This window comes from Rhizobium sp. WSM1274, from assembly GCF_025200775.1.
Lineage (GTDB): Bacteria > Pseudomonadota > Alphaproteobacteria > Rhizobiales > Rhizobiaceae > Rhizobium > Rhizobium leguminosarum_I.
This window is the reverse complement of record NZ_CP104139.1, coordinates 401458-424678: the sequence shown is the minus strand read 5'-3', so window position 1 is coordinate 424678 and position 23221 is coordinate 401458. Positions and strand designations below refer to the sequence as shown.

Sequence of the window (23221 nt, the reverse complement as noted above, 5' to 3'; positions counted from 1 at the left end):
TCAGCTCAAGCCGAGGGCCGACCTGCAGGTGGATGCTGCGATCGTTCCAGCGCGCGTGCCGGCGGGGGGAACAGCCTCCATTCAATTCACCATCGTCAACCAGGGGACTGTGCCGACGGCGGGCCGATGGAAGGATCAGGTCTATCTATCCCTGGACAACAAGATCGACGCCGGCGACACGCTGGTCGGCACCTATGACAACGGGTTGGCGCTTGATCCGGGCGGCCGCTACACGACAAGCACAGGACCGATCGAAATACCGATTCGATTCCGGCGCGACGCCTATTTGATCGTCCGTACCGATGCGACGGACCTAGTCGACGAATATCCGAACGACGCAAACAATGAGCGCGCCTTTGCGTTTTTTGTCGAACCAAAGCCGCTTTCGGACCTCGTGACAGGTGGCGTTGTCGCTCCGGTCCAGGCCGTCGCCGGTTCGGAAATCGAGGTGCGATTCACAGTCACCAACAATGGCTCGGCAACGACCGACAAGGCCAGCTGGTTCGATACGGTTTGGCTGACCAAGGATCGCACCCGCCCGAACCCGTCGAAGAATGGCGGCATCCTGCTGGGCACGGTGGCGCATACGGGCGCGCTGCCCGTCGGACAAGGCTACGATCAGATCATCAAGGTCAAGCTCCCCGATGATCTTGCATCCGGCCTCTACTTCATCACGCCCTGGAGCGATGCCTACGACGTTGTCCTCGAGGATACGCTCGCCAACAACACCAATCCCGACGATCCCTTCGAATTCGACAACAACAATTACAAGGCACGCCAGATCCAGGTCTTCGGCCCCGAGACGGTTGCGAAGCGGCCCGACCTCAAAGTGATATCGCTCGAAGGACCGGCGCAGATCGATGCCGGCGGCCAGTATACCGTCAAATGGACGGTCGGGAACGCCGGTCCGGGCGATACCGGCGAAGTGAGCTGGAGCGAGCGGGTCTGGATTTCGGACCGCCCGACGCTCGGCGAGACGGGCGCCAAGGAATGGCTGCTGGAAACGTTCGAGCGCAGCGGAGGACTGGCGGTCGGCGCAACGGCAACGTCCGAACGCACCTACAATCTGTCTCCCGCCGTCCAGGGCATGTATCTGATCGTCGACGTCGATGCCCGTTATCCCGACGGCACCGGCCGCATCACAGAGACAAACGAACTCAACAACAGCGCCGTCACCTCCTCAACGATCACGCGCAATCCAGCCGATCTGAAGGTCACGCGGATCGAAGTGCCGGCAGAGAACTTCTCGGGAGAAAAGACGACCATCAAGTGGACCGTCACGAATGAGGGCGCAGATGTCTGGCCGGATACCGCCTACTGGGTTGATTCCGTCTGGTTTTCGCGCGATCCGGTCTGGAACCCGACCCTCCAGGATAGCTCCGGCGCCAATACACCGCCGCGCGCAGAGTTGCTGACGACCTATGTCCACAGCAACGTAAGCGGGTTGCGTTCGGGTGCAAGCTACACTGAAAGTGCGGAGGTTGTCCTGCCGCCCGGCACAGAGGGACCCTACTATATCTATGTGTTGACAGATGCGGCGCCTGCAGGAACAGCAATTAGTCAAGAGTTCGATGAGGCAAAGGGCGGTGATGACCAGGTGCGGGTCCATTATCTCGAATCGGTCTTCGAAGGGACAAATAACACCAATAACATTGCGCGGCAGGACATTGCCGTCACCTATCGCGAACCGGACCTGAAGGTCAGCAACCTCTTGATCCCTGCTTCGGCGATCTCAGGCGATACGATCAGAATTTCCTGGCAGGTCGAAAATGCCGGGACGCGCGAAACCCGGGAGGGTGAATGGATCGATCGTGTTTTCCTGTCACGCGACGGCTCGCTCGACACTGGTGACTATGAGCTGGGCTCGTTCGCGCGGAGAGGCAAGCTTAGCATCGGCGCCAGTTACAGCGCGTTCCTGGACGTTGACCTGCCGGAGTTCATCGAGGGCAGTTTCCACATCATCGTCGAAACCGACGCCCGGTCCACGCAGGATCTTTCACACGCATTTCCAAGCACCATCGCACCCGACCTGCCAGGTCTCGTGCCGGTCGGCGGGTCCGTCCCCGAGTTTCAGGGCGAAGGCAATAACGCCACCGGAAAGCCGCTCCTGATCGATCTTCGAGATCCGCCCGACCTGACGGTCTCGGCGGTTTCAGCTCCTGAACATGTCACCGTCGGACAGTCCTTCACGGTGACCTTCACGGTCGAAAACGCCGGCCGCGGCGACGTGCGTGCCTCCCAGGGTCAGTGGTCGGACCTCGTCTATCTTTCCCGCGACCAGCATCTGGACCTGGAGAGCGATCTTTTTGTCGCAGCTTTTGACCATTCCGGCGGCCTGCCTGCCGGCCAGCGCTACACGCTTTCGAAAGAACTCAAGGCACCGGCCGGTCTCGAGGGCCCATATTATGTGTTTGTCGTCACCGACCCGACGAGCACCACGGGTCGAAGCGCGGTATTCGAGGGCAAGCTTGAAACCAACAATGCAAGGGCCAGTGCCCAGCCGGTCATCTTCGAGCTGCCGCCGCCATCGGATCTGGTCGTCGACAGCAATGTCGCGACACCGTCGGCCGCGAAGGCGGGAGATGCACTGGAGATCAGCTGGCGCGTTCGCAACCAGGGCTCCAATCCGGCGCAAGGATCCTGGACAGACGCCGTCTATCTGTCCGAGGATGGGGTATGGGATATCAACGACCGGCTTCTCGGGCGCGTGACATTCACGGGATCGCTTCTAACGAACGATACCTATACGTCCAGCCTTACGGCTGCATTGCCCGCAAGCAAGGTCGGGCAATACCGGCTGATCGTCCGCACGGACATCTACAACGAAGTGTATGAAGGGCCCTTCAACGCAGCCGCCGAGAAGAACAACACCGCACCCTCCCTCGATGCATTGTCCGTCACCGTTGATGAAATGCATGTCGGCGTGCCTTTGCAGACGACGCTCAGCACAGATCAGGTGCGCGTCTTCCGCGTCGTCGTTCCGCAGGGAGAAACCCTGAAGGTCCGATTGACCGGATCCGATCCTAACGCGTCGAACGAACTGTTCATTCGCTACGGCGACGTGCCGACCGGCAGCCTCTTCGATGCCATGTACCAGGATCCGTTGCGTGCCGACCAGACGGCAGTCATCGCGTCGACCAAAGCCGGCGAATACTATGTCGTGGTTCGTGGCCATAGCGAGCCGCAGAATGACACGGCGGTCACGCTGCTCGCCGAGATCGCACCCTTCGCGATCAGCCGCGTCGAGGTCGACAGAGGCGGTGACAGCCGCTGGGTCACCTTTGACGTCTACGGCGCCAAATTCTCAAAGGACGCCATCGTAAAATTGGTTCGGCCCGGCATCGCCGAATTCGAACCCGCGCGCTATGAGATCATCGATTCAACCCATATCAGGGCGACCTTCGATTTCACCGCAGCTCCACATGGCCTCTACGACGTCAAGATCATCAATCCCGACGGATCAACGGCGATCGAGCCCTATCGCTATCTGATCGAGCGGGCTCTGGAACCGGACGTCACCATCGGGCTCGGTGGGCCCCGCGTGCTACTGGCAGGCGATACGGGTACCTACGGGATCTCGTTCCAGTCACTGACCAATGTCGACACTCCCTATGTGTACTTCACCTATGGCATTCCGGAACTGCAGACGAATGCCGTTATATACAATCTTCCCTATGTGGCGTTCCAGACCAACCTGCGCGGCGGCACCCAGCCCGGCAATGGCGAGGACGTGCCATGGGCAAACCTGGAGTCGCAGGCCAACGTCACGGGTTCGATCCTGGCGCCCGGCTATGTCTACAACATGCCAGCCGGGTCCTTCACCGGCTTGAGCTTCAATGTGGCGACCTATCCGGGATTGCGCGAAATGCATGACCGCGCATGGGAGGAATTCAAGGAGCGCATCTACGCCACGATGCCCGAATTGAAAGGAAAGCTCGACGCCGGTCCCCAGGCGCTCGATGAACTCTATCAGGGGCTCTACGACCTCTATGCGAAGCTCGGTTCCATTCCGGACGAACTTCGCGAGTTGTTCATTCCATTCCGCTTCAATGTCGTGGCCGCGGCAACACCGATGACGCGGGAAGAATTCATCGCGCAGCAGAAGTATGATGCGGCGGATCTTAGAACGAAGATCCTTGCCGATCGAACCGCCAATGCGGCCCTGCTCAATCTCGCTGGCGACGCAAAGGCGTGGGAGACGGGTTACCTTGCGGCGCTCGAGCTTGCCGGCATCCTCGGTCCTGTCGATAAGGCTCCGGCGATCGTCCAGGATCCGACCGTCCAGAGCCTGCTGTCGCTCTTGTCCACCGGCGTTCTGTTTGGCGCGGCCGGCAACGAAATCCGCAGCGACGGCAATCTCGTCTCATTTTTTGAGCAGGTCCATACCTGGTACGGCGACAAGCCAGGCACGCTTGCCCCAATCGACCACTGGGAGCTGCGCCAGAACGAAGTCTACTCGCTCGAGGTTCCGGTTCCGGCGCTGTCGAACTATTCCGACTTCGACCTTGGCCTTTCCCAAAGGACCTATTTCGACAACTTCAACGTCTTCGTGCCGTGGATAAGGTTTGAGCAGCGGGGCGCAGGCGGTAGCACGATCGCCTTACCGGACTTCGGCTCGGTGGCCGGTTTGAACGAACTGACACCGCTTGATTTTTCTCGCTATTACCAACAGGCGGCAGCCGTCGGCGAACTGGCGACTATTGTCGGCCCGCAAGGGGTCGGCGACAAGCAGTTTCTGCCGGCGGACGCGGCCCTTCCCTATTCGATCCGCTTCGAAAATCCGCAGAACGCCGCGGCCCATCCCGGCGAGATCACCATCGTCACCAAACTCGATCCCAATCTCGATCCCTACTCGTTCCGCCTCGGCGACCTGAAGATCGGCGATATCAGCGTCCATATCCCGGACAACCGATCCCTCTTCCAGGGAGATTTCGACTTCACCCGTTCGAAGGGTTTCATCTTGCGGGTCTCCGCAGGCATCGATATCGGCGCTGCGACGGCGAAATGGGTGCTGCAGGCGATCGACCCCGAAACCGGAGAGGTGATCCAGGATATGTCGCGCGGGCTCCTGCCCGCCAACAATGCGCAGGGCGCGGGACTGGGCTCGGTCAGCTATTCCGTCCGCCCCAAGGACGATCTGGCGACCGGCACGACGATTGCGGCCCAGGCCCGGGTTCTGTTCAACACGATGGCGCCGCAGGAGACGGTGAAGCTTGTCCAGACCCTGGATGCCGCCGGTCCACAGACGGCGCTGACGGCAAAGCTCATCCAAGGAGCCAATTACGAGGTGCGCTGGAGCGCAAGTGACGAGGCCGGCGGGTCCGGCGTCAAGCACGTCACCGTCTATGTCGCTGAAGATGGCGGGGACTTCCAGATCTGGCAGCGCCAGACGACGGGGTCGTTCGCGATATTCCAGGGGCGTGTAGGCCACGCGTACGAGTTCCTCGCACTAGCGACCGACAATGCCGGCAATACCGAAAAGCCGCCGCTTGGCGTGCTGGCGCCCGACGACGGGTCCGGACCCGACCTTGGTGCTCTGCCTGACGTCGGGAACACAAGCGAGGATCTCGGCGAGGCGCCGGCACCGTCCCCGACCCCGTCGACGAACCCGCTCTTCCTGCAGGCCCAGCAGGCCATTCCGGCGCCGCCGCCGATTGCAAATCCCTCCGAATTCGGGACAGCAATCCGGCCCTTCAGTGCGCAGGTCTTTGCATCGAACATCCCGCAAAGCCACGCCGGCATAGGCGCGCTCGCCATCGTCGTTGCCCCGGACGGAAGCATCTTTGCAAGCGGGGGCGCAAATCGAGGCTCTATCTACAAGTTCAGCCGCACGGGGGGCGAGGCCGGGCAGCCGATTGCAATCCTCAATGAACCGGTCTTCGACCTCGCCTTCGATGAAGAGGGCCAGCTCTGGGCAACGACTGGCGGCGGCGCGCTGCTGCTCCTCGATGCTTCGACGGGAGCCATCCAGGCTCGCTTCGGCGACGGCATCACCCAGGCACTGGCAATCGACCCGGCGACCGGCAAGATCTATGTCTCGTCGGGACGCGGGATCGAAATCTTCGATCCCGTCAAGCACACGTTCACGGCGTTCAGCGCGGTGCGTGTCGACGATCTCGCCTTCGGGCCGGACGGCAAGCTTTGGGGCACCACCTGGCCAGACCGCGGCGACGTCGTTACTTTCAATCAGAAGGGACGCGCCACCCGGATCCTGTCTCGTTCAACCGAAGTGGATTCGATTGCCTTTGGCAAGACGGGAACGACGCTCGAAGGGCTTCTATTCATTTCGAACAATCTCGCCGACGGCCAGACATCCGGTTCGAGGCTGATTGCGGTCGATCTGGCCACGTTGCAGCAGGTCACGATCGCGTTGAACGGCAGCTGGGGCGAGACAGTCGCCACCACCTCCGACGGCCGGATTCTCGTCGCCCAATCCCACCAGATCGACGTCATCAGCCCGATCGTCGCGCCCAAAGTGGTGTTCACGAACCCGGCGGACGGCTCCGCTGTCCCCCTGCCTTTTGCGGAGATTGCGGTCACCTTCGACCAGGACATGTTGGCAGGAGACGGCACGGACGCCGGTTCCGTCCTCAATCTTGCCAACTATACTTTGACGAAAGCGCTGGGCGGCACCGTCGTGATCAAGAGTGCAGGCTACGATGTCGCCACACGCACCGTTCATCTCTCGATCAACCCTCTCGACTTCGGGGATTACGCGCTGAGCGTCGGCGTGCACGTAAGGAGCATTCAAGGTAGCGAACTCGGCACCGCCTTCGAAAGCGAGTTCACCGCCATCAGCGACCTGTCGGCACTGCTGTCGATCGAGTTTGGTACGGTCAGATCCAGCCGGGCTGACGGCACGGTCTCCTACGACGTCAGGATCACCAATATTAGTGATGCGGACATCCTGGCGCCGCTCACGCTCGTCCTTGATCCATCGCAATATTTCCAGGGCCAGCCGATCGGCGCTTCGCCCCAGGCTGGCGGGCTCTGGTTCATCAATCTCGGCGAGGCCCTGGCAAATGGGCGCCTGCCTCCCGGCGCGTCGACCACGGTCCAGACGGTCACGATCGGCAACGCCCAGCTGCAGCATCTGTCGATCGGGCACGGCGTCTTTGCGATGCCCGCCGCCAACCGCGCCCCCGTCATCTCCTCGGTGCCGGTGACGACAGCGACCGCCGGTGAGGCCTATTCCTATCAACTGGCAGCAGCCGATCCCGATGCAAATCCCGTCACCTATCTGCTCCTCGACGGACCGGACGGAATGAGCCTGAACAGCGCCGGCCTGCTGACCTGGTCGCCAACGGCAGCCAGCCCCGCGCAGGTCAGCGTCGTGCTGCGCGCCTATGACAATCGCGGCAGCTATGCAACGCAGGCCTTTGCGATCCAGGTCGCCGGCGGCAATCAGGCGCCGGTCGTGCAGGAGCTTCCAGGCGAAATCCGTCTTCGCGAAGGCGAGGCTTTTGCCCTGGCTCTGAACGCGTTTGATCCGGATGGTGACGGCCTGCACTATTTTGCAGACCGGCTTCCTCCGGGCGCGGTGCTGAATGCTGAGACGGGCCTTTTGCAATGGACGCCGGGCTGGAACCAGGCCGGCACCTATGACGGCGTGGTCTTCGGCGTGACCGATGGCGTCAATACCGTCTTGCGCAGTTTCACACTGCTGGTCGAGCCGGGCAACCAGGCGCCGAGCATCGCTCCGGTCGCCGACCGCACTATGCGCGAAGGCGATCCGATCCGCATTCGCCTGCGTGCCGACGATGCAGAGGGCGACGCGCTGACCTTCTCCAGCGCCCTTCTCCCTGGCGGCGCCTTCCTCGATCCGGCGACCGGCGCCTTCGAATGGACGCCGAGCTTCACGCAGGCCGGCACCTATATCATACCGTTCAGCATCAGCGACGGGACGAACACCACCGAGATCACCACGACCTTTACCGTTGTCAATGCCAATGGAGCCCCCGTCTTTGACGAGCTCGGACCGTTCCGCCTGCTCGAAAATCAACCGCTGGCCTTCCGCGCCTTCGCCTTCGATCCGGACAATCCGGGATTCGTGCCGCAGGATCGCAAGACCGACGGCAGCCTGACGCCTCTCGACGGAACCGCACCGACCGTCAGCTACGCCATCGAGGGTCTGCCGCAAGGCGCAAGCTTCGATGCGGTGACCGGTCTCTTCAGCTGGACACCCGGTTATGCCCAGGCCGGGCGCTACACCTTACGTCTGACGGCGACCGACACCGGCGATGGCCTGGCGCCGGCTATCTCCGTGCGCAATATCATTGTCGATGTCGTCAATGCCAATCGTGCACCGGTCGTGCCGACGCCGATCAACCAGAGCGTCAATCGCGGCGATATTCTCGAAATCCCGATCGACGTATCGGACCCCGACGGAGACCCGTTGACCTGGTCGGTCTATCTCAGCCGCCAGCCGACGGCAGGCGGACCGGCAGTCGATACGACCCCGGTGGAACTGACGGCAGTCGGAGGCCTGGCAACCTTCGTCAAGACCGCGGGAAACCACGGTGTCATCCGCTTTGCGCCCGGCGACCACGACCGCGGCAACTATCTCGTCACTATTCGGGCAACCGACGACGGCGGCGTCGAGGGCAAGGCCGATATCCGAACAACAGTGGCAAGTTTCATAACCTCCGTCGTCGCACCCAACGAGAGACCATTGTTCGACGTCATCGGCGACAAGGTCGCCGTCGCCGGCCAGACGCTCAGCTTCGTGATCAGGGCGCGCGATCCCGATCAGGCAGGCCTGATCTTCTCCGGCGCCAACATGCCCGCTGGCATGTCGATCACGCCCCTTGCCACCTACGGCACCGCCAGGGTCGACTGGACGCCGTCGGCCGGCGACATCGGCGAGCGCACAGTCACGTTCCGGATCACCGACGACGGCAATGGCGGCGCCTATGCGCCACTGTTTGATGAGCAGGCGATCCGGCTCGTCGTGCGCAGCGCCAATGCCGCCCCCGTGCTGCTGCCCGTCGGGAGCCAATCACTGACCGAAGGCAGCGCCTTCAGCCTGCAACTCAAGGCCATCGATCCGGATAATGACGCGATCACCTTCTCCGTGACCAATCTGCCGGGCGGAGCATCGTTCGACGCCAAGACAGGCCTCCTGTTATGGACCCCGAACTATCTTGCCGCCGGTGACTATGCGGGGATTGTGATCACCGCCTTCGACGGCAACAAATCGAGTTCGGAGACGATCACGTTCAAGGTCGAAAACGTCAATCGTGCGCCTGAACTGGTGCCAATGTTCCCGCAGGCCGGCCGCGAAGGCGCCGAGATGGCGTTTTCAATTCTGTCGGGCGATATCGACCAGGATCCGGCTGTCTATTCCGTCCTGTCTCCCCTGCCGCAAGGCGCCCGCTTCGATCGCAAGACCGGCAAGTTCACCTGGACGCCGGGTTACAGCCAGGCCGGAGACTACACGATCCGCTTCGGCGCCACCGACCCGTCGGGCGCGCTTTCGACCCTTGATGTCGAGATCAGCATTGCAGACACTAACCGCCCGCCGGTGCTCAAGGTCTCCGACCACCAGGTCGTGCTCGGCAGCGAACTCGTCTTCCATCTTTCGGGTTCCGATCCGGACAGCCAGAACACGCTGACCTATGCCGCGTCCGGTCTCCCCGAAGGCGCAACCCTCAATGCGGCGACCGGCGAGATCCGCTGGACGCCGGGACCCGGCCAGGCCGGCGACTATCTCGTGCTTGCAAGCCTGTCCGACGCTCAGACGAGCGTGATGGAGCCGGTTGTCCTGCGCGCAACGACGATGCCAGACCTGCCTCATATCGTCATCGAACAGACGCCGAGCTTCCCGGCCCTTCCGGGCCAGGACATCCTCGTGCATGTGATCGCCACCGGATTTGCCGACATCACCAAGCTCGAGCTGCGTCACAACGGACAACTGCTCGCGATCGACAGCCAGGGGCGTGCGCGTATCACGGCAGGCTTGCCTGGGCAGAGCGAGATCGTCGCAACCGCGACTGACGCCGACGGCCTCGTTGGGACCCGCACGTCCATTCTTCGAGTGCGCGATCCGGCTGACATGGTTGCGCCCCAGGTTTCGTTCGGCGCCACGATCGCCGGCAAGCGGTTTGACAGCGAGGCAGATATTCTCGGTTCCATCGTCGATACGAACCTCGACAGCTGGCGCCTCGAGATCGCAGAATTCGGGACCGCCAACTGGCGAAGCATCGCGGATGGAAGCGGCCCGCTTGCCAATTCCGCGCTTGCCCAGCTCGATCCTGCACAGTTTTCAAATGGCACCTACAGCCTGAGGCTCACCGCGGTCGACATGGCCGGCCGCACCGCGCGCGTCGAAACGCAGATCGAAATCAACAGCGTCAAACCGTTGCCCCGAGCCGAGACCGACCTCACCATCACGCTGTCCGGCCACCAGGTCGCGCTGACGCGCGTCTATGATCCGCTGGGACGCAACGAGGCCGGCAGTTTCGGGAATGGCTGGCATCTCGCACTGAAGGACGTACGCGTCGATACCGACGTGGCGCCTGCAAGCCAGCAGAGTCCCGGTCCTGCCGCCGCGTTCCGCAACGGAACGCGCGTCTATGTCACGCTGCCGACCGGCGAACGCGTGGGCTTCACCTTCGAGGCCGAGGAGCATCGCATCCCCGGCCTCACATATTATACGCCATCGTTCCGCGCCGATGCCGGCGTGGCTTTTAGCCTGCGGGTGGCCAACAGCGAACTCTCGCGGGTCGGTGACCGCTTCTATGATTTGGCAAGCGGGCGGCCTTTCAACCCATCCGGACTCGACGGTCGCGACGACTTTGAACTCACCGGCCCCGACGGAACGGTCTACGCCGTCGATGGTGCCGCGGGCGTGACCTCGATCGAGTTCGCGGATGGCATGCGACTGAACGTCGCCGATAGCGGCATCTTTGCCGCCGACGGCCAGGGCATCGCCTTCACCGGCGGCGAACACGGGATTACGCGTGCGGTCACGACCGACGGGCGCTCGTTTGCCTATCTTTACGATGGCGAGGGCAACCTGACGCTCGTCCGTGACCTGATCGGGGCGACGTCGAGAACCTATGGCTACGATGGCGATCATCGGCTTGCGCTGATCGGCGGCACCGGCACCCCCGGCGTCGTGATCGACGCATCAGGAACGTCCCTTCCCGTCACCGCCGACCTCGGTGTTGCGACCGGCTATCTTGCCGGCGCCCATTCCGGCGTTCTCGCGCCAGGCGGCACGGACAGGCTGACCTTCAACATCCGTCCGTCCGAACTCGATGCGACCGACGGCGGCTCCCTCTATCTCGGCGTCCTCCTGAAACCGAGCGCCGGCGGCGGAGCTGCATTCGCCCTGCCGGAGCTGCAGGGGGCCACTTTGGTCGCCAGCCGCACCGATGCCGCCGGCGCCTTCGCGCTCTACAAGATCGACCAGGCCGGCCTCAAACTTCTCAGCATACGCGGTGCGAATGCCCAAAGCGCGGATGCCTACAGCCTGGAACTCTTCGTTGCCGGCGATACCAACCGCGACGGCAAGGTCGACGGAACCGATGCCGCCCTCGCCTTCGCAGCCAAGGGGACGACGGCCGGACAGGCAGGCTATGTCGCGAGCGCCGACGCCAACCAGGACGGCAGGATCGACAGCGCCGATACCCAGCTGCTCTTCCAGAACCTCGGATACCGCCCGAACCAGGGGCCGGTCGTTTCCGTAGGCTCCTTCAAGACCCACCAGGATCTGACGCTTGCGGCCGATGTCGGCGCGGTCGCCTCCGATCCAGAGGGCGACCAGACCTTCTACCGGATCGTGGGAGCAACCCACGGCACCGCCCGGATGATGGCAGACGGCCGCTCGGTGCTCTTCACACCCGAGGCGGGTTATACCGGCTCGGCAAGTTTCCAGATCATTGCGGACGATGGCTACAATTCTTCGGGCATTGCGACGCTCACCGTCAATATTTCCGACGCGAAGCTCGTGCGCATCAACCTTCCATCGATCGAGCTCCTGCCCGGTCTTCGGCAAAAGCTGCAGATCACCGGCGATTTCGCGGACGAGACGGGTGTCAGGCTCGATGCCTCATACTTGAACTTCACCTCGCTCGATCCTTCAGTCGTCTCCGTCGATGCGTCGGGAACCGTCGTCGGCGTCTCGGACGGCTGGAGTGTCATTGCCGCAGTAAGCCACGGCATCTCGGCCGTGCGGGCAGCAAATGTGTTCGATCCGACGCTCAGCGAGGATGAGGGCGTCGAGGTCCCGACCATTCTCACCTACCCGGCCTCGATCGCGTTCATGCCGGGGACCGGCATCAGGCAGTTGCAAGCCTGGGATGGAGACGGCCTTGACATTACGCAGGCTGAAGACGGAACACTTTATTTCACGAGCAATGCCAATGTCGTCGCGGTCGATACGAACGGCCTCGTCCAAAGCAGAGCCGTGGGCGTGGCGACCATCAGCATCATCAATGCGGGCGGCCAGACCGACATACCCGTCGTCGTGCAAGAGCCGACGAGCGGCGCCACGACAGTCGGGGCTGCAGGCGGGGTCGTCGCGGGATCAGGCGGAACATTCGTCACCGTTGGACCAGGCCTGTTGTCCGAACCGCGGACGGTATCGATCAACGCCGTCGCCGCTGCGAACCTGCCGATGGCGGTACCACCGGCGCTCAACCTCCTGGCGGGCTTCAACCTTGATCTCGGCAGTGCCACGCTCGACGAGCCGGTCCAGGTCGCCGTCCAGGCACCTGGCGGGGCGACCGCCGGTGAGACCGTCTATTTCTTCCGCAATGCGCAGCTGCCGCTGCCGGATGGAGGCACGAAGTCTCTATGGCTGCTTGCCGAATTCGGCACCGTGGGTGAGGATGGCTTTATCCGCACCAACTCGCCTCCCTATCCGGGTCTCGTTCTCGGCGGCACCTATATTGTGGTGCGCGGAGCGCAGAACAGCATCGTGTCGCTGACGTCGAGCTCGGATGCAGCCTCCTTCGCCATCTTCAACGACGGCGGCACGTCCTACGGCATGCGGCTCTTGGGCGACGTGCCGCTTGCCATGCCCGTCGATCCGGGCAGCGCCCGGCCAATCGACATCATCACCTATAATGGCGGGGCGATTTCCGTTCAGAGCGCCGAGCTGACAACCCTGCCCGGCGCCAACGCTGCCTCCCTTACGGTCACACCGCCTACGCCACTCGGCGACGGGCAGACGCCGGTCATGGGCGCAACCCCTGTCCAGTTCATCGACGACAAGGTCGTCGTTACCGCCGAAAAACTCGACGGACCGGGCAAGCTCTATGTCCGCTATGTGATGGGAGACGCCGAGCCGATCGACGTGCTGGCCACAATTTCCGGCGGGACTGCGAAAGCTGATGTCCCGGGCAATGTGATCCTCGGCCTTGCCGACATCTCGCTCGTGCGCAAGGTCGACGGCTTCGCATTCGATGCCGCCGGCATCGACCGATCGGAGCCGATCGAACTGGAGAGCGGCTCGACCTTCGCCGAAACCGCGCAGAACCGCGTGTATTCGATCGATCCGACGGGAGGCACGGTACATTTCGTCGTCTACGACACCGCAAAGCAGGAAATCGTCAAGCGCATTGAGCTTGCCGGCGCCCTGACGACCGCAGCACCGAACCCCGTCGCCCTCACCGAAGACGGAACGCGCGCCTTTGTGGCGCTCGCAACCGGCGGCGTGGCCGTGATCGACACGGTCGGCCTGCACGAGGTCGACCTCAATCCGGCGACGGCAGAGATTGACCGCCTGACCCGCATCATTGCCTTCGACAAGGACGGCAAGCCGGTCGACCGTGGAGAGATGCCGCTCATCACGTCGGTCGCCGTTAACGGCTATTATCTCTATGCCGGCGGGGTGGCAAACAAGCTCTACGTCATCGATGTCAACCCGACCTCGAAGACGTTCGACATGGTCGTCTCGACGATCGAGTTGCCGAACGCCACCAAGGGTGTGCTCGGCATGGCAGTCAATTCCGACGGCACCCGGCTCTATGTCGCCGAGCCGCAGACGACCACGTACGGCGGCTATTTCGCCGGCGAGCGCACACCCGGCCGCATCGCCGTCATCAATGTCGACCCGTTCGACGAGCCTTTCGACGTCACCAAGGCCAACCCACGCAAATGGCACCAGGTGATCGGCGAACTCGATGCCGGCATCCAGCCGAACACGATCGTTGCCGCCGGTGATCCGAAGCGGATGGCGTTTACCAATTTCCTCGACATCAACCGCGGCTTCGGCACGATCGAAGTCACGAACGACGATCCCCTGAATTTCAAGGCGACGATCAAGAATGCCGCCGTCAGCCTCAGCCTCGGCACTAACACCCAACATTATGACCTGATGATCCGCAATTCCCGCGGCATCGTTATTTCCGACGACGGTGCCTATGCCTTTGTCAGCGACTGGCACCTGCCGATCCAGGCACTTGACCAGAGCGCCAGCACGCCGGGTACGATAGACCCAGGTACAGACGCCAATCTCGATCCCTTCGGCGGCCTCTCGCCGGGCTCGGGCGCGGTCTTCATCCCCGGCCACGAGAACACACGCATCGCCGGCTCGAAGATCGGCATCATCAAGGATCCGTTCGGACCTAACCCGATCTATCTCGGCGCGACGGAGGCGATCGAGGACAGCTTCGCCAACACGCTGGCCCTATCCGCGGACGGCAAGACGCTGTTTGTAGAGCTGCGGGGAACTGGCGAGACCTGGGAGTACGACGTCGACCAGTTGATAGGGACAGCCGAGGCATCCATAGCATCGGATCGCGCATCTACACCGATTGATGTACTGGCGGTACGAAGCATTCCTCTGGCTTCGACGACCGGCTCTCAGCAGGCTCCTCAACTTCTTGGAAGTGCTGTGACAAAAAAGTCCGCAATGAGTGGTACGCCTTTTGGCCAGCCAGGCGACAAGCTTCTGCCAGTTTTTAGTACTATGTTGGGAGACGTCAAACTCATCGACTTCAGGAATATAGTACCGAATGCAGAAAAGATATTTATCATTACAGACAATACAAGTATTGCTCAGGTTAAAAGAAGCATTGACGGAAAATCAGCCAGGATATACGTCGACGATTCGGTGACACTAGACGTACTTAAAACAAAATTTGGCGACAATTATCTTCCCAACAATAAACTTTATTACGCTCCGAAAATAGATGACAACAGTGATTTGGTTCGGCTTAGATCAGGAAAACAGGCCCTCACCGATCTCGATGAGATACGGTTCGCCGCACTGGAAATAGTAAATGGCAGGTATGAATGGGTCAAGTATGTCCTGCCTATAGCCATATCTGATAGCGGCGCCACCAATGATCTAATTCTCTCAGGAAGTGTAGGCGACCCAGCAAGAGCCAAGAACAATCCGCTTGATGTATACAAAGTGTCGCAACGTCTCAAATACCTTGGCTATCCCGGATGGGGAGGTAGTTTCTGGAGCGTCGAAAGCAAGAGTGGAACGAAAGGTCCGAGTGCTTCGGCAGTTGAGTTAATCGTCAGCGGAGCTATTCAGAATCGAGGCCCTGTAGTCGCAATTAATCCAAGGGCGAGTGGGACATTGTTGGTAAATCCGGTGCCTCGCAATGTCGACCCAACTACCGGTCGCAACTATGAATCATCGTTAGTTGAAAGCATTCGACTTTTCCAGGCGAGCATATTCAATCAGCGCCTCGCCGATACAAAAGACGCTGATATATACAATACGAAGTACGCACGGATGGTAGTTGGAAAAATTTATCCGTCAGCTGGGCACCCAATGGAAAAGTACTCTGGCGTCATTTTTACAGACCTATCAATTGGCGATCAGAGCTACCAGAGACTACGAGCTTCGAATGCTCCAAGATGGTTGGATTTGGAGCGTGTGGCTGAACAAGATGATAAAATACGGCTAGCGGAGGGAACAATCGGTTCAGAGCATTATGCAACTTCTTGGAGCGTCGAGTATCTAAGGTCTGTTGCGGAAAGACACAATCAGCTGGCCGAGGAGTACCGCAAATCCACGAGAGCGTCAGATCCAGATTATTCGCGGTTCAATGCCGATTTTGTGCCTTTGGTACAGGGAATTCAGATTACCTCGGCGAGTGACAAGTTTAGCGATACGTTACCGTCGCTTCATGCTGAACACACCGCGGGGATGACTCTAGATATCAGAATTCCCTGGCAAAAAATACAGAATGAACTCAAGTTAATAACGCTAAGCAATGGACGAAATTCGGCATTGTATATTCCGAATAACGTCCCCACTTCCTACGCTCAGAAGATTGAATATTTTTTGCACCCTGAGAATTTCCTTGGCCTTACGGAGCTTAATCAGTTCAAATCCGGGTTTCTAACCAAATCGGAACGTCAGCTACTTGTAGAGGTATTATCGGTATATGAAGCGAGTGGAAAAATCGCTGTTGTTCAGCTGTATTTCGGAAGTAACGTTTTAGGTCCAAAGGACGATCCTAACTCTAAGTCATTGTGGAGAGTACACGATGCACTTGAGAAGATCGGTTACGGATATTCAGGTTCCACCCTGTCGCCAGCCGGTCATCATCAATTGAAAAACCACGAAGACCACATTCACGTGACGTTGAGCGCGCCTCAACTAGGAACCGTGGTAAGTGCTCCGCCGATCGAGGGTGGCTCCGCGGTACAGACTTCGGAATATACTAATCAGGACCTCGATAAGCAGCCAGTGCTCACAGTGGCTGGGGCGGTCGACCTCATCGCGAATGGAGAACGCGCCTGGGCACGCACCGATCCTCGCGCAGGCCTCAATATTGACGTCCTAGATCTCGCGCCCGGCCGTCTTGCACAATCATTCGGTGGCGCAATCAGCTTCGATGGTAATGCTAGCGGTCTCGGCTGGTTCGTGGATCAGACCCCCGAGGACAACAGCGAGTACGAGGCAACAGCTGATCCAAACATCTTCCAAGCCAAACCCGGAACTGATGCAGCCAAGCACATCGATCTACTGACCGTTGCGATCCATGAAATCGGCCACGTTCTTGGCCTCGGCCACTCGTCGGCGCCCGACAGTGTGATGGCAGCAATCCTTCCCATCGGCGTCAGACGCCTCCCGTCGGCGTCGGACATAGCAGCACTCAAGGCCGCAGTCGCCGCCGCTCCGCAAGTGATCGCCAACGCGATCGGGGCCGAATATCATCTCAGTACGCTTCTCGCCGAGCTGGTTGGCCCGGCCAACGCGGAACCCAAAGCCCTCGTCAATGGGTCGTTCGCCGAAGCAAATGCTGCCCTGCCTGATTTTGGCTGGGCGCTCACAGGCTCGGCAGCAATTCAGTCAGGCGCACTGACACTGACGGAGGGCGATCGCACAGGTTCGCGGGCGACAGAGGAGTTTACCCTTCCCCAAAATGCACGGGCGTTGCGTTTCACGCTGAAAAGCGCTAGCTTCACCGCAAACCAGGCCAACCCTGGCGACGCCTTTGAGTTTGCCCTGATCGGCGCCGATGGAAAACCCATTTCGGCCAACAGCCTCTCGAAGAGCGATGCGAGCCTCAACATCCAGTCTGACGGGACCGTCTTTGCCTCCTCGCGCATTCGTTTGACCGGCGTTGACCAGAATGGTCGAGTGCCTGCCGACGGCCCCGTCACGGTCGAGTTCGACCTCACGGGAATCGCGACAGACACCCCCCTGAAACTCTACTTCGACCTGATCGGTTTCGGGGCGGTCGGCAGTGAGATCGTCATTGACGACGTCGAGTTCGTCACTGACAACGCCCCGGAAAACCACTCCCCTGTTGCGACAGACGACGCGGCTACCGTGGCTGAAGATAGCAGTATTGCGATCCCGGTTCTTGTCAACGACACGGATGCAGACGGCAACAGCCTGACGCCGTTGCTCGTCACAGGGCCGGCGAACGGGACACTAACACTCGGTGCAGACGGCACCTTCACCTATGTGCCGAAGGCAAACTTCTTCGGCGCCGAAAGCTTCACCTATCGGGTTAGCGACGGGATTGCCGTGAGCAACGTTGCAACCGTGACGCTGACCGTCACGCCGGTCAACGATGCGCCGGTCGCCGAAGATGTGAGCGCACATGCGATGGAGGACGGCCCGGCGGTAATCGTGGCGCCGGTCTTCACCGATATCGATGCGGGTGATGTCCACACTCTCAGCCTTGGTACAGCCAGCACGAAGGGCAGCGTCTCTCTCAACGCTGACGGCACCTTCACCTATGATCCGAACGAAGCCTTCGAAACGCTCAAGACGGGCGCCGTCGCCACCGACAGCTTCCACTATACGGTCACCGACCAAGGCGGCCTCTCCTCGACCCGAGTGGTGACGATCGCGATAACCGGGCAGAATGACTCGCCGCTCGCGGTCAACGATATCGCGGAGATTGACGAGGATAGTATTCTCTCGGTCACCCTGCCGGACAGTGTGCTTGCCAATGATCTCGACGTCGATACCGGCGACGGCAAGGCCGTCGTCGCCGTCAACGGCATTGCCGCCGCAGTCGGCCAGCCGGTCACGCTGACCTCGGGCGCCAAACTCACCCTGAATGCCGACGGCAGCTTTACCTATGATCCCAATGATGCTTTCGAGGTCCTCGGCGATGGCCAGTCCGCAATCGACAGCTTCGCCTATACGATGGCGGATGCCGCCAGTGCCCAATCGACGGCACAGGTCACGATCACGGTCCGCGGCCGCAACGACGCGCCGGTTGCAGCCGACGACGCGGCAACGGTTGCGAAAAACGGATCGAAGGTCATTGCCATCCTCGCCAACGATAGCGACGCCGAAGGTTCGGCGCTCGCAGTCACGATCATGAGCGGGCCCGCCTCGGGAACGGTGATTGTCAATCCGGATGGCACCGTAACCTATACCGCGTCCGCGAATTTCACAGGAAACGACAGTTTCACCTACCGCGTCAGCGACGGAACGGCTGTCAGCAACATTGCGACCGTCCGCATCGACGTCACGTCGACAAACGGCGCGCCGGTCGTTGCGGCCGCGATCGCCGACCAGTCCTCGCCGGAAGACACCGCGTGGACCTTCGCCCTTCCTGCATCTGTGTTCAGTGACCCGGACGGCGATGCTCTCAGCTTTGCGGCATCGCTTTCAAATGGAGACTCGCTCCCGGCCTGGCTTTCATTTGACCCCGTTACCAGGGCCTTCTCGGGCCTACCGCCCCTTAATTTCAACGGGTTCCTGGACATCAGGGTGACGGCAAGCGACGGCGAGTTCTCAGCCTTCGACGTATTCAGGCTCACTATCACACCGGTGAACGACGCGCCCGTCGTGCAGGCTCTCTCCGGCGAGGTATCGGAAGATGGCCCGCCCGTCCTGCTGACGCCCTCCTATTCCGATGTCGATCCCGGCGAGAGCCTCGTCGTCAACATCGATACGACTGGAACGAAAGGAATGGTCACGCTGAATGCCGACGGGACCTTCGGCTATGACCCGAACCGTGCCTTCGAACATCTTGCAGAGGGTGCAAAGGCACAGGACGTCTTCAGATACACCGTCCGCGATGCCGTAGGTGCCGCCTCCACCGCAATGGCGACGGTAACGATCAACGGCCGCAACGATGCTCCTCAAGCCGCCGATGACGGTGCTTCGACGGACCAGAACACCGCCCTCGCAGTGTCAGCCCAAAACGGGGTTCTCTCCAATGACAAGGACACCGACATTGGCGATGCGCTGACCGTCGTGGCCGTCAATGGTTCCGGCCAGGCCGTCGGCCAGACGATCGTCCTGGTCTCAGGGGCGCGGCTGACCATGGCAGCCGATGGCAGCTATGCCTACGATCCGAATGGCGCCTTTGCCGCCCTTGCCGCCGGCGAAATCGCGACCGACAGCTTCACCTATTCAGTCAAGGATCGCTCCGGCACGATGTCGACCGCACTCGTGACGATCACGATCAATGGGCTGAACGACGGGCCGATATTCGGGCCCCTTCCAGACCTCAGCGTCAAGGAGGGCGATACGATTGCCTTCATGCCGACGGTGAGCGACCCCGACCATGGAGAGAGGTTCGCCTATTCGCTGGTTACCGGGCCGGACGGCGCCACGGTCGACGCCGTGACTGGCGCATTCCGCTGGGCGGCGCGCGACGGCAACGCCACCCATGCCGTCACGCTTCGGGTTATCGACTCGAAGGGCGCTGCCAGTGAGAAAAGCTTCTCCATCCAAGTCGCCGACGTCGCGCCCGTTATCACGATTGCGGGCCCGGCCCGCGCGATCGTCGGTGAGCAGTATACGATCGCGCTTGCCGCATCTGATCCCGGGCAAGACACGATCCGTTCCTGGACGATCGACTGGGGTGACGGCCTCATCGAAACGCTGAATGAAAGCCCGTCCAATGCGACGCATGTCTATCGCAGGGCCGGCACCTTCTCGGTTGGCGCCAGTGTCGTCAACGAAGACGGAACGTTCAAGGCGCCAACGGTGCTGAAGGTCACGACAGAGGCGGACTGGCTGATGGTCGAACGCTTCACGCCGACCATCTCCGGATTTGAGGTGCGCTTCAACCATGCCTTCGACCTGTCGACGTTCAACCTCTATCCCGGAGAAGGCAAGACGCTTGGTCCCGCCGATGTCCAACTGATTGGGCAAAGGTCTGGGCCCATCGATGGCTCCATCGTCGTCGATGCGGACGGCGCGGGCTTTGTTTTCATCCAGACCGGCGGCCTGGATTACTCCTGCGACCCATCCGGGCCATTGCAGGAAGATTGCTATCGCGTCGTGCTGCGCAGCGGCGCCAACGCCTTGCACGACGGCTACGGCAACCTCGACGGCAATCATGACGGTACGCCCGGCGACAGCTTCATCGCTACCTTCGAAGTCAAGCGGGAAAAGGCGACCGGCTTCATCAGCCTCAGCGACTTCATGCGCGGTCCGGGTCAGATCATCGACATCCTAGGACGCAAAATGGGCCTACCGGTCACGTTCAGCAGTGTCGGCGGCGTGAAATCCCTCGTTTTCGCGATCGACTACGATCCGGCGCTGTTGACGATCACCGGTGCCACCTCTGGAACCGACCTGCCGAAGGGCTCGAAACTTACTTTTAGCGACCAGCCGAAGGCGGATGGAACGATGCAGGCCCGTGTCACGATCTCGACGACAAAGGCTCTCAAGAGCGGTTCGCTTGAGATCGTCTCGCTGACGGCCTACGTGCCGGTCACAGCCTTCTACGGAGAAGCGCAGCTCCTGCATGTGACGGTCGAAAGCGTCAACAGCTCGCAGGGCAAGGTGATTGGCGACGACGCACTGCAGGTCGTAGGCTATATCGGCGACGCAAACAGGGATGCGACCTACACCAAAGCCGACGTGAAGCTCATCTCGGGCGAAGCAGCAAACCGAGGGCGCGGATTTGCCGCCTGGCCATTGATCAATCCGCTGACCATCGCCGATTTCGATCTCAGCGGCGCGATTACGAAATCTGATGCGAATACGCTGCAGCTTGAGATCGATGGCTGTGATCAGCGCGAGATTCCGGCAATCCCCGGCAAGGTGAAGGTGCAGTTTCCGAGCGTCGACACGATACGACTGACATCCGTGGAACAAGGCTTGGCCCGAAGCGATGTTTCAGGCAAGATTTCCGCACCCACAGTGACAGATGCCAGCCCATCGGGGCAACTCAGTGCGGTCGGGATCGTCGCTTCAACACCCCCGCAACAATCGGTTGCGCCCGTCGGCACCGAGGTCAGTTCTGCCATCAAGGCGGCATCGCCGCATACCGACGAGCTTTCGCTCCCGGATGCCGCAGGCGCGATGCCCGGCTGGAGCCTGTTTGGCGGCGGAGGCTCGCCCTCGTCAGATGCAGGTGGCCCGCAAATCGAGCTGAATGCCCCGATGTCGGCACCAGCACCCGGAAGCACGCCGCCCGTGGCAGATCCGAAATGGGCCTTTCCTTTCGTTGTGAACGCGCTTGCGGCTCACAACCCGAACGCGGGGATCCGAATTGCGTCGACCTCGGAACAGGACAGGAGGCGAATATGAACAGTCTGGCGAAGAATCCGGAACCTTTATCGAACGAGGCTGCAGACGTGGAAATGGGGAAAGTCACGATGGCGGCAGGCAGAGGAAATGCAGCGCATGCGCAATCTCAAGCAACACCCGGGGAAGCGCCGCCGCCCGTGCATTTGAACACGGCGAACCTCAAAAGCACTTACTGCAACGTTTGCAACGCGACGAGCACGCGAGAGGAGGTCGTTCTCAATTTCGGGGCAAATCACAATTGGGATCGCCCCCGGCGGGATCTCGAAATCGAGCTGCACCACCGGATCGTCTTGAGCCCGTTCGCCGCCAAGCGCCTCAGGGACCTCATGGCGAAACTCATCGACGAGCACGAGAGGCGCTATGGAGAATTGCACTAGATACAGATCTTCGCGCATTTCCGGCTTGGCGATGGCGGCATCGCTGGCGCTGCCCGCCGTTGATGTTGTGCCAGGCCCAGCTCTGGCGCAGGACGAAGCCCCCTTCAACGCGTCGTGTCTCATCGAGGCGAGCGCGCAGGCCAAGCTCGGCGCCTCGGTATCGGGACTTGTCAAAAACGTCTATGTCGACCGCGGCAGCCAAGTGAAAACCGGTCAGATCGTTGCCGAGCTTGATGCCGACGTCGAGCGCGCAGCGCTTGCTGTCGCCCGTGCCCGCGCCGAAAACGACCACGAAATCCGCTCCACCACGTCCCGGCTCGAATTTCTCTCCAGGAAGACAAAACGCCTGACCCGGCTTGCCAAGGCAGCCGCAGCGCCGGAGGAGAGCCGCGACGAAACCGATACGGACCTCAAGCTTTCGGTGCAGGCGGTGCGCGAGGCCGAACTTAACCTCCACATGGCGCAGCTTGAGGCCGCGCGGTCCGAAACGCTGGTCGAGCAGCGCATCATTCGCAGCCCCTTCGACGGGATTGTCGTTGAACGGTCGCTATCGCCTGGCGAGTATCTTCACGATCAGGCGCATGTCCTCAGCATTCTTCGCGTGGATCCGCTTTACGTGGAAGTCTATCTGCCGCTGGAGCACTTCGGCCACGTGCAGCTCGGCGATCTCGCTGAGGTAGCTCCGAAAGAAGTGGCTGGACAGTTCGTTGCCAGCGTCTTGCTGGTCGACCCCTTCATCGATGCAGCGAGCGCGACCTTCGGCGTCAGGTTGAAGCTCGATAACCCCGATGGAAAGATCCCGGCCGGTCTTCAATGCACCGTGAAGTTTCATGCCCGCCCTGCCGGCGAGGGGTCGCAGGGCAATAGCGCCGCCTATGTCAATGTGATGCGAGAAACGATGGAATGA

General features: G+C 61.0%; 3 protein-coding genes (1 of these 3 cut by a window edge). All 3 read left to right on the top strand.

Annotation, left to right across the window (positions count from 1 at the left end; genetic code table 11):
• Tightly spaced (each overlapping or abutting the next), the 3 genes in view from N2600_RS26145 to N2600_RS26135 form a layout consistent with a single transcriptional unit that may run on beyond the window.
• Positions 1 to 21937, top strand: the 3' portion of a protein-coding gene (locus N2600_RS26145; RefSeq protein WP_260299344.1) for an Ig-like domain-containing protein. The gene continues 8288 nt to the left of window position 1, outside the view; the window shows 21937 of its 30225 coding nt (coding positions 8289-30225); its start codon lies beyond the left edge, outside the window; it ends in the stop codon at positions 21935 to 21937.
• Positions 21934 to 22314 (top strand): DUF3467 domain-containing protein, encoded by a 381-nt coding sequence (locus tag N2600_RS26140; RefSeq protein WP_260299343.1) that lies wholly within the window; start codon positions 21934 to 21936, stop codon positions 22312 to 22314. The genes N2600_RS26145 and N2600_RS26140 overlap by 4 nt, the downstream gene beginning before the upstream one ends.
• Positions 22298 to 23221, top strand: coding sequence for an efflux RND transporter periplasmic adaptor subunit (locus tag N2600_RS26135; RefSeq protein ID WP_260299342.1), 924 nt, complete (start codon positions 22298 to 22300; stop codon positions 23219 to 23221). Before N2600_RS26140 ends, N2600_RS26135 begins: the two co-directional genes overlap by 17 nt.

What these genes read in the sequence shown, in the direction of transcription:
- N2600_RS26135 (WP_260299342.1), top strand. Translation starts at nt 22,298, where the DNA reads ATGGAGAATTGCACTAGATACAGATCTTCGCGCATTTCCGGCTTGGCG.
- N2600_RS26140 (WP_260299343.1), top strand. Translation starts at nt 21,934, where the DNA reads ATGAACAGTCTGGCGAAGAATCCGGAACCTTTATCGAACGAGGCTGCA.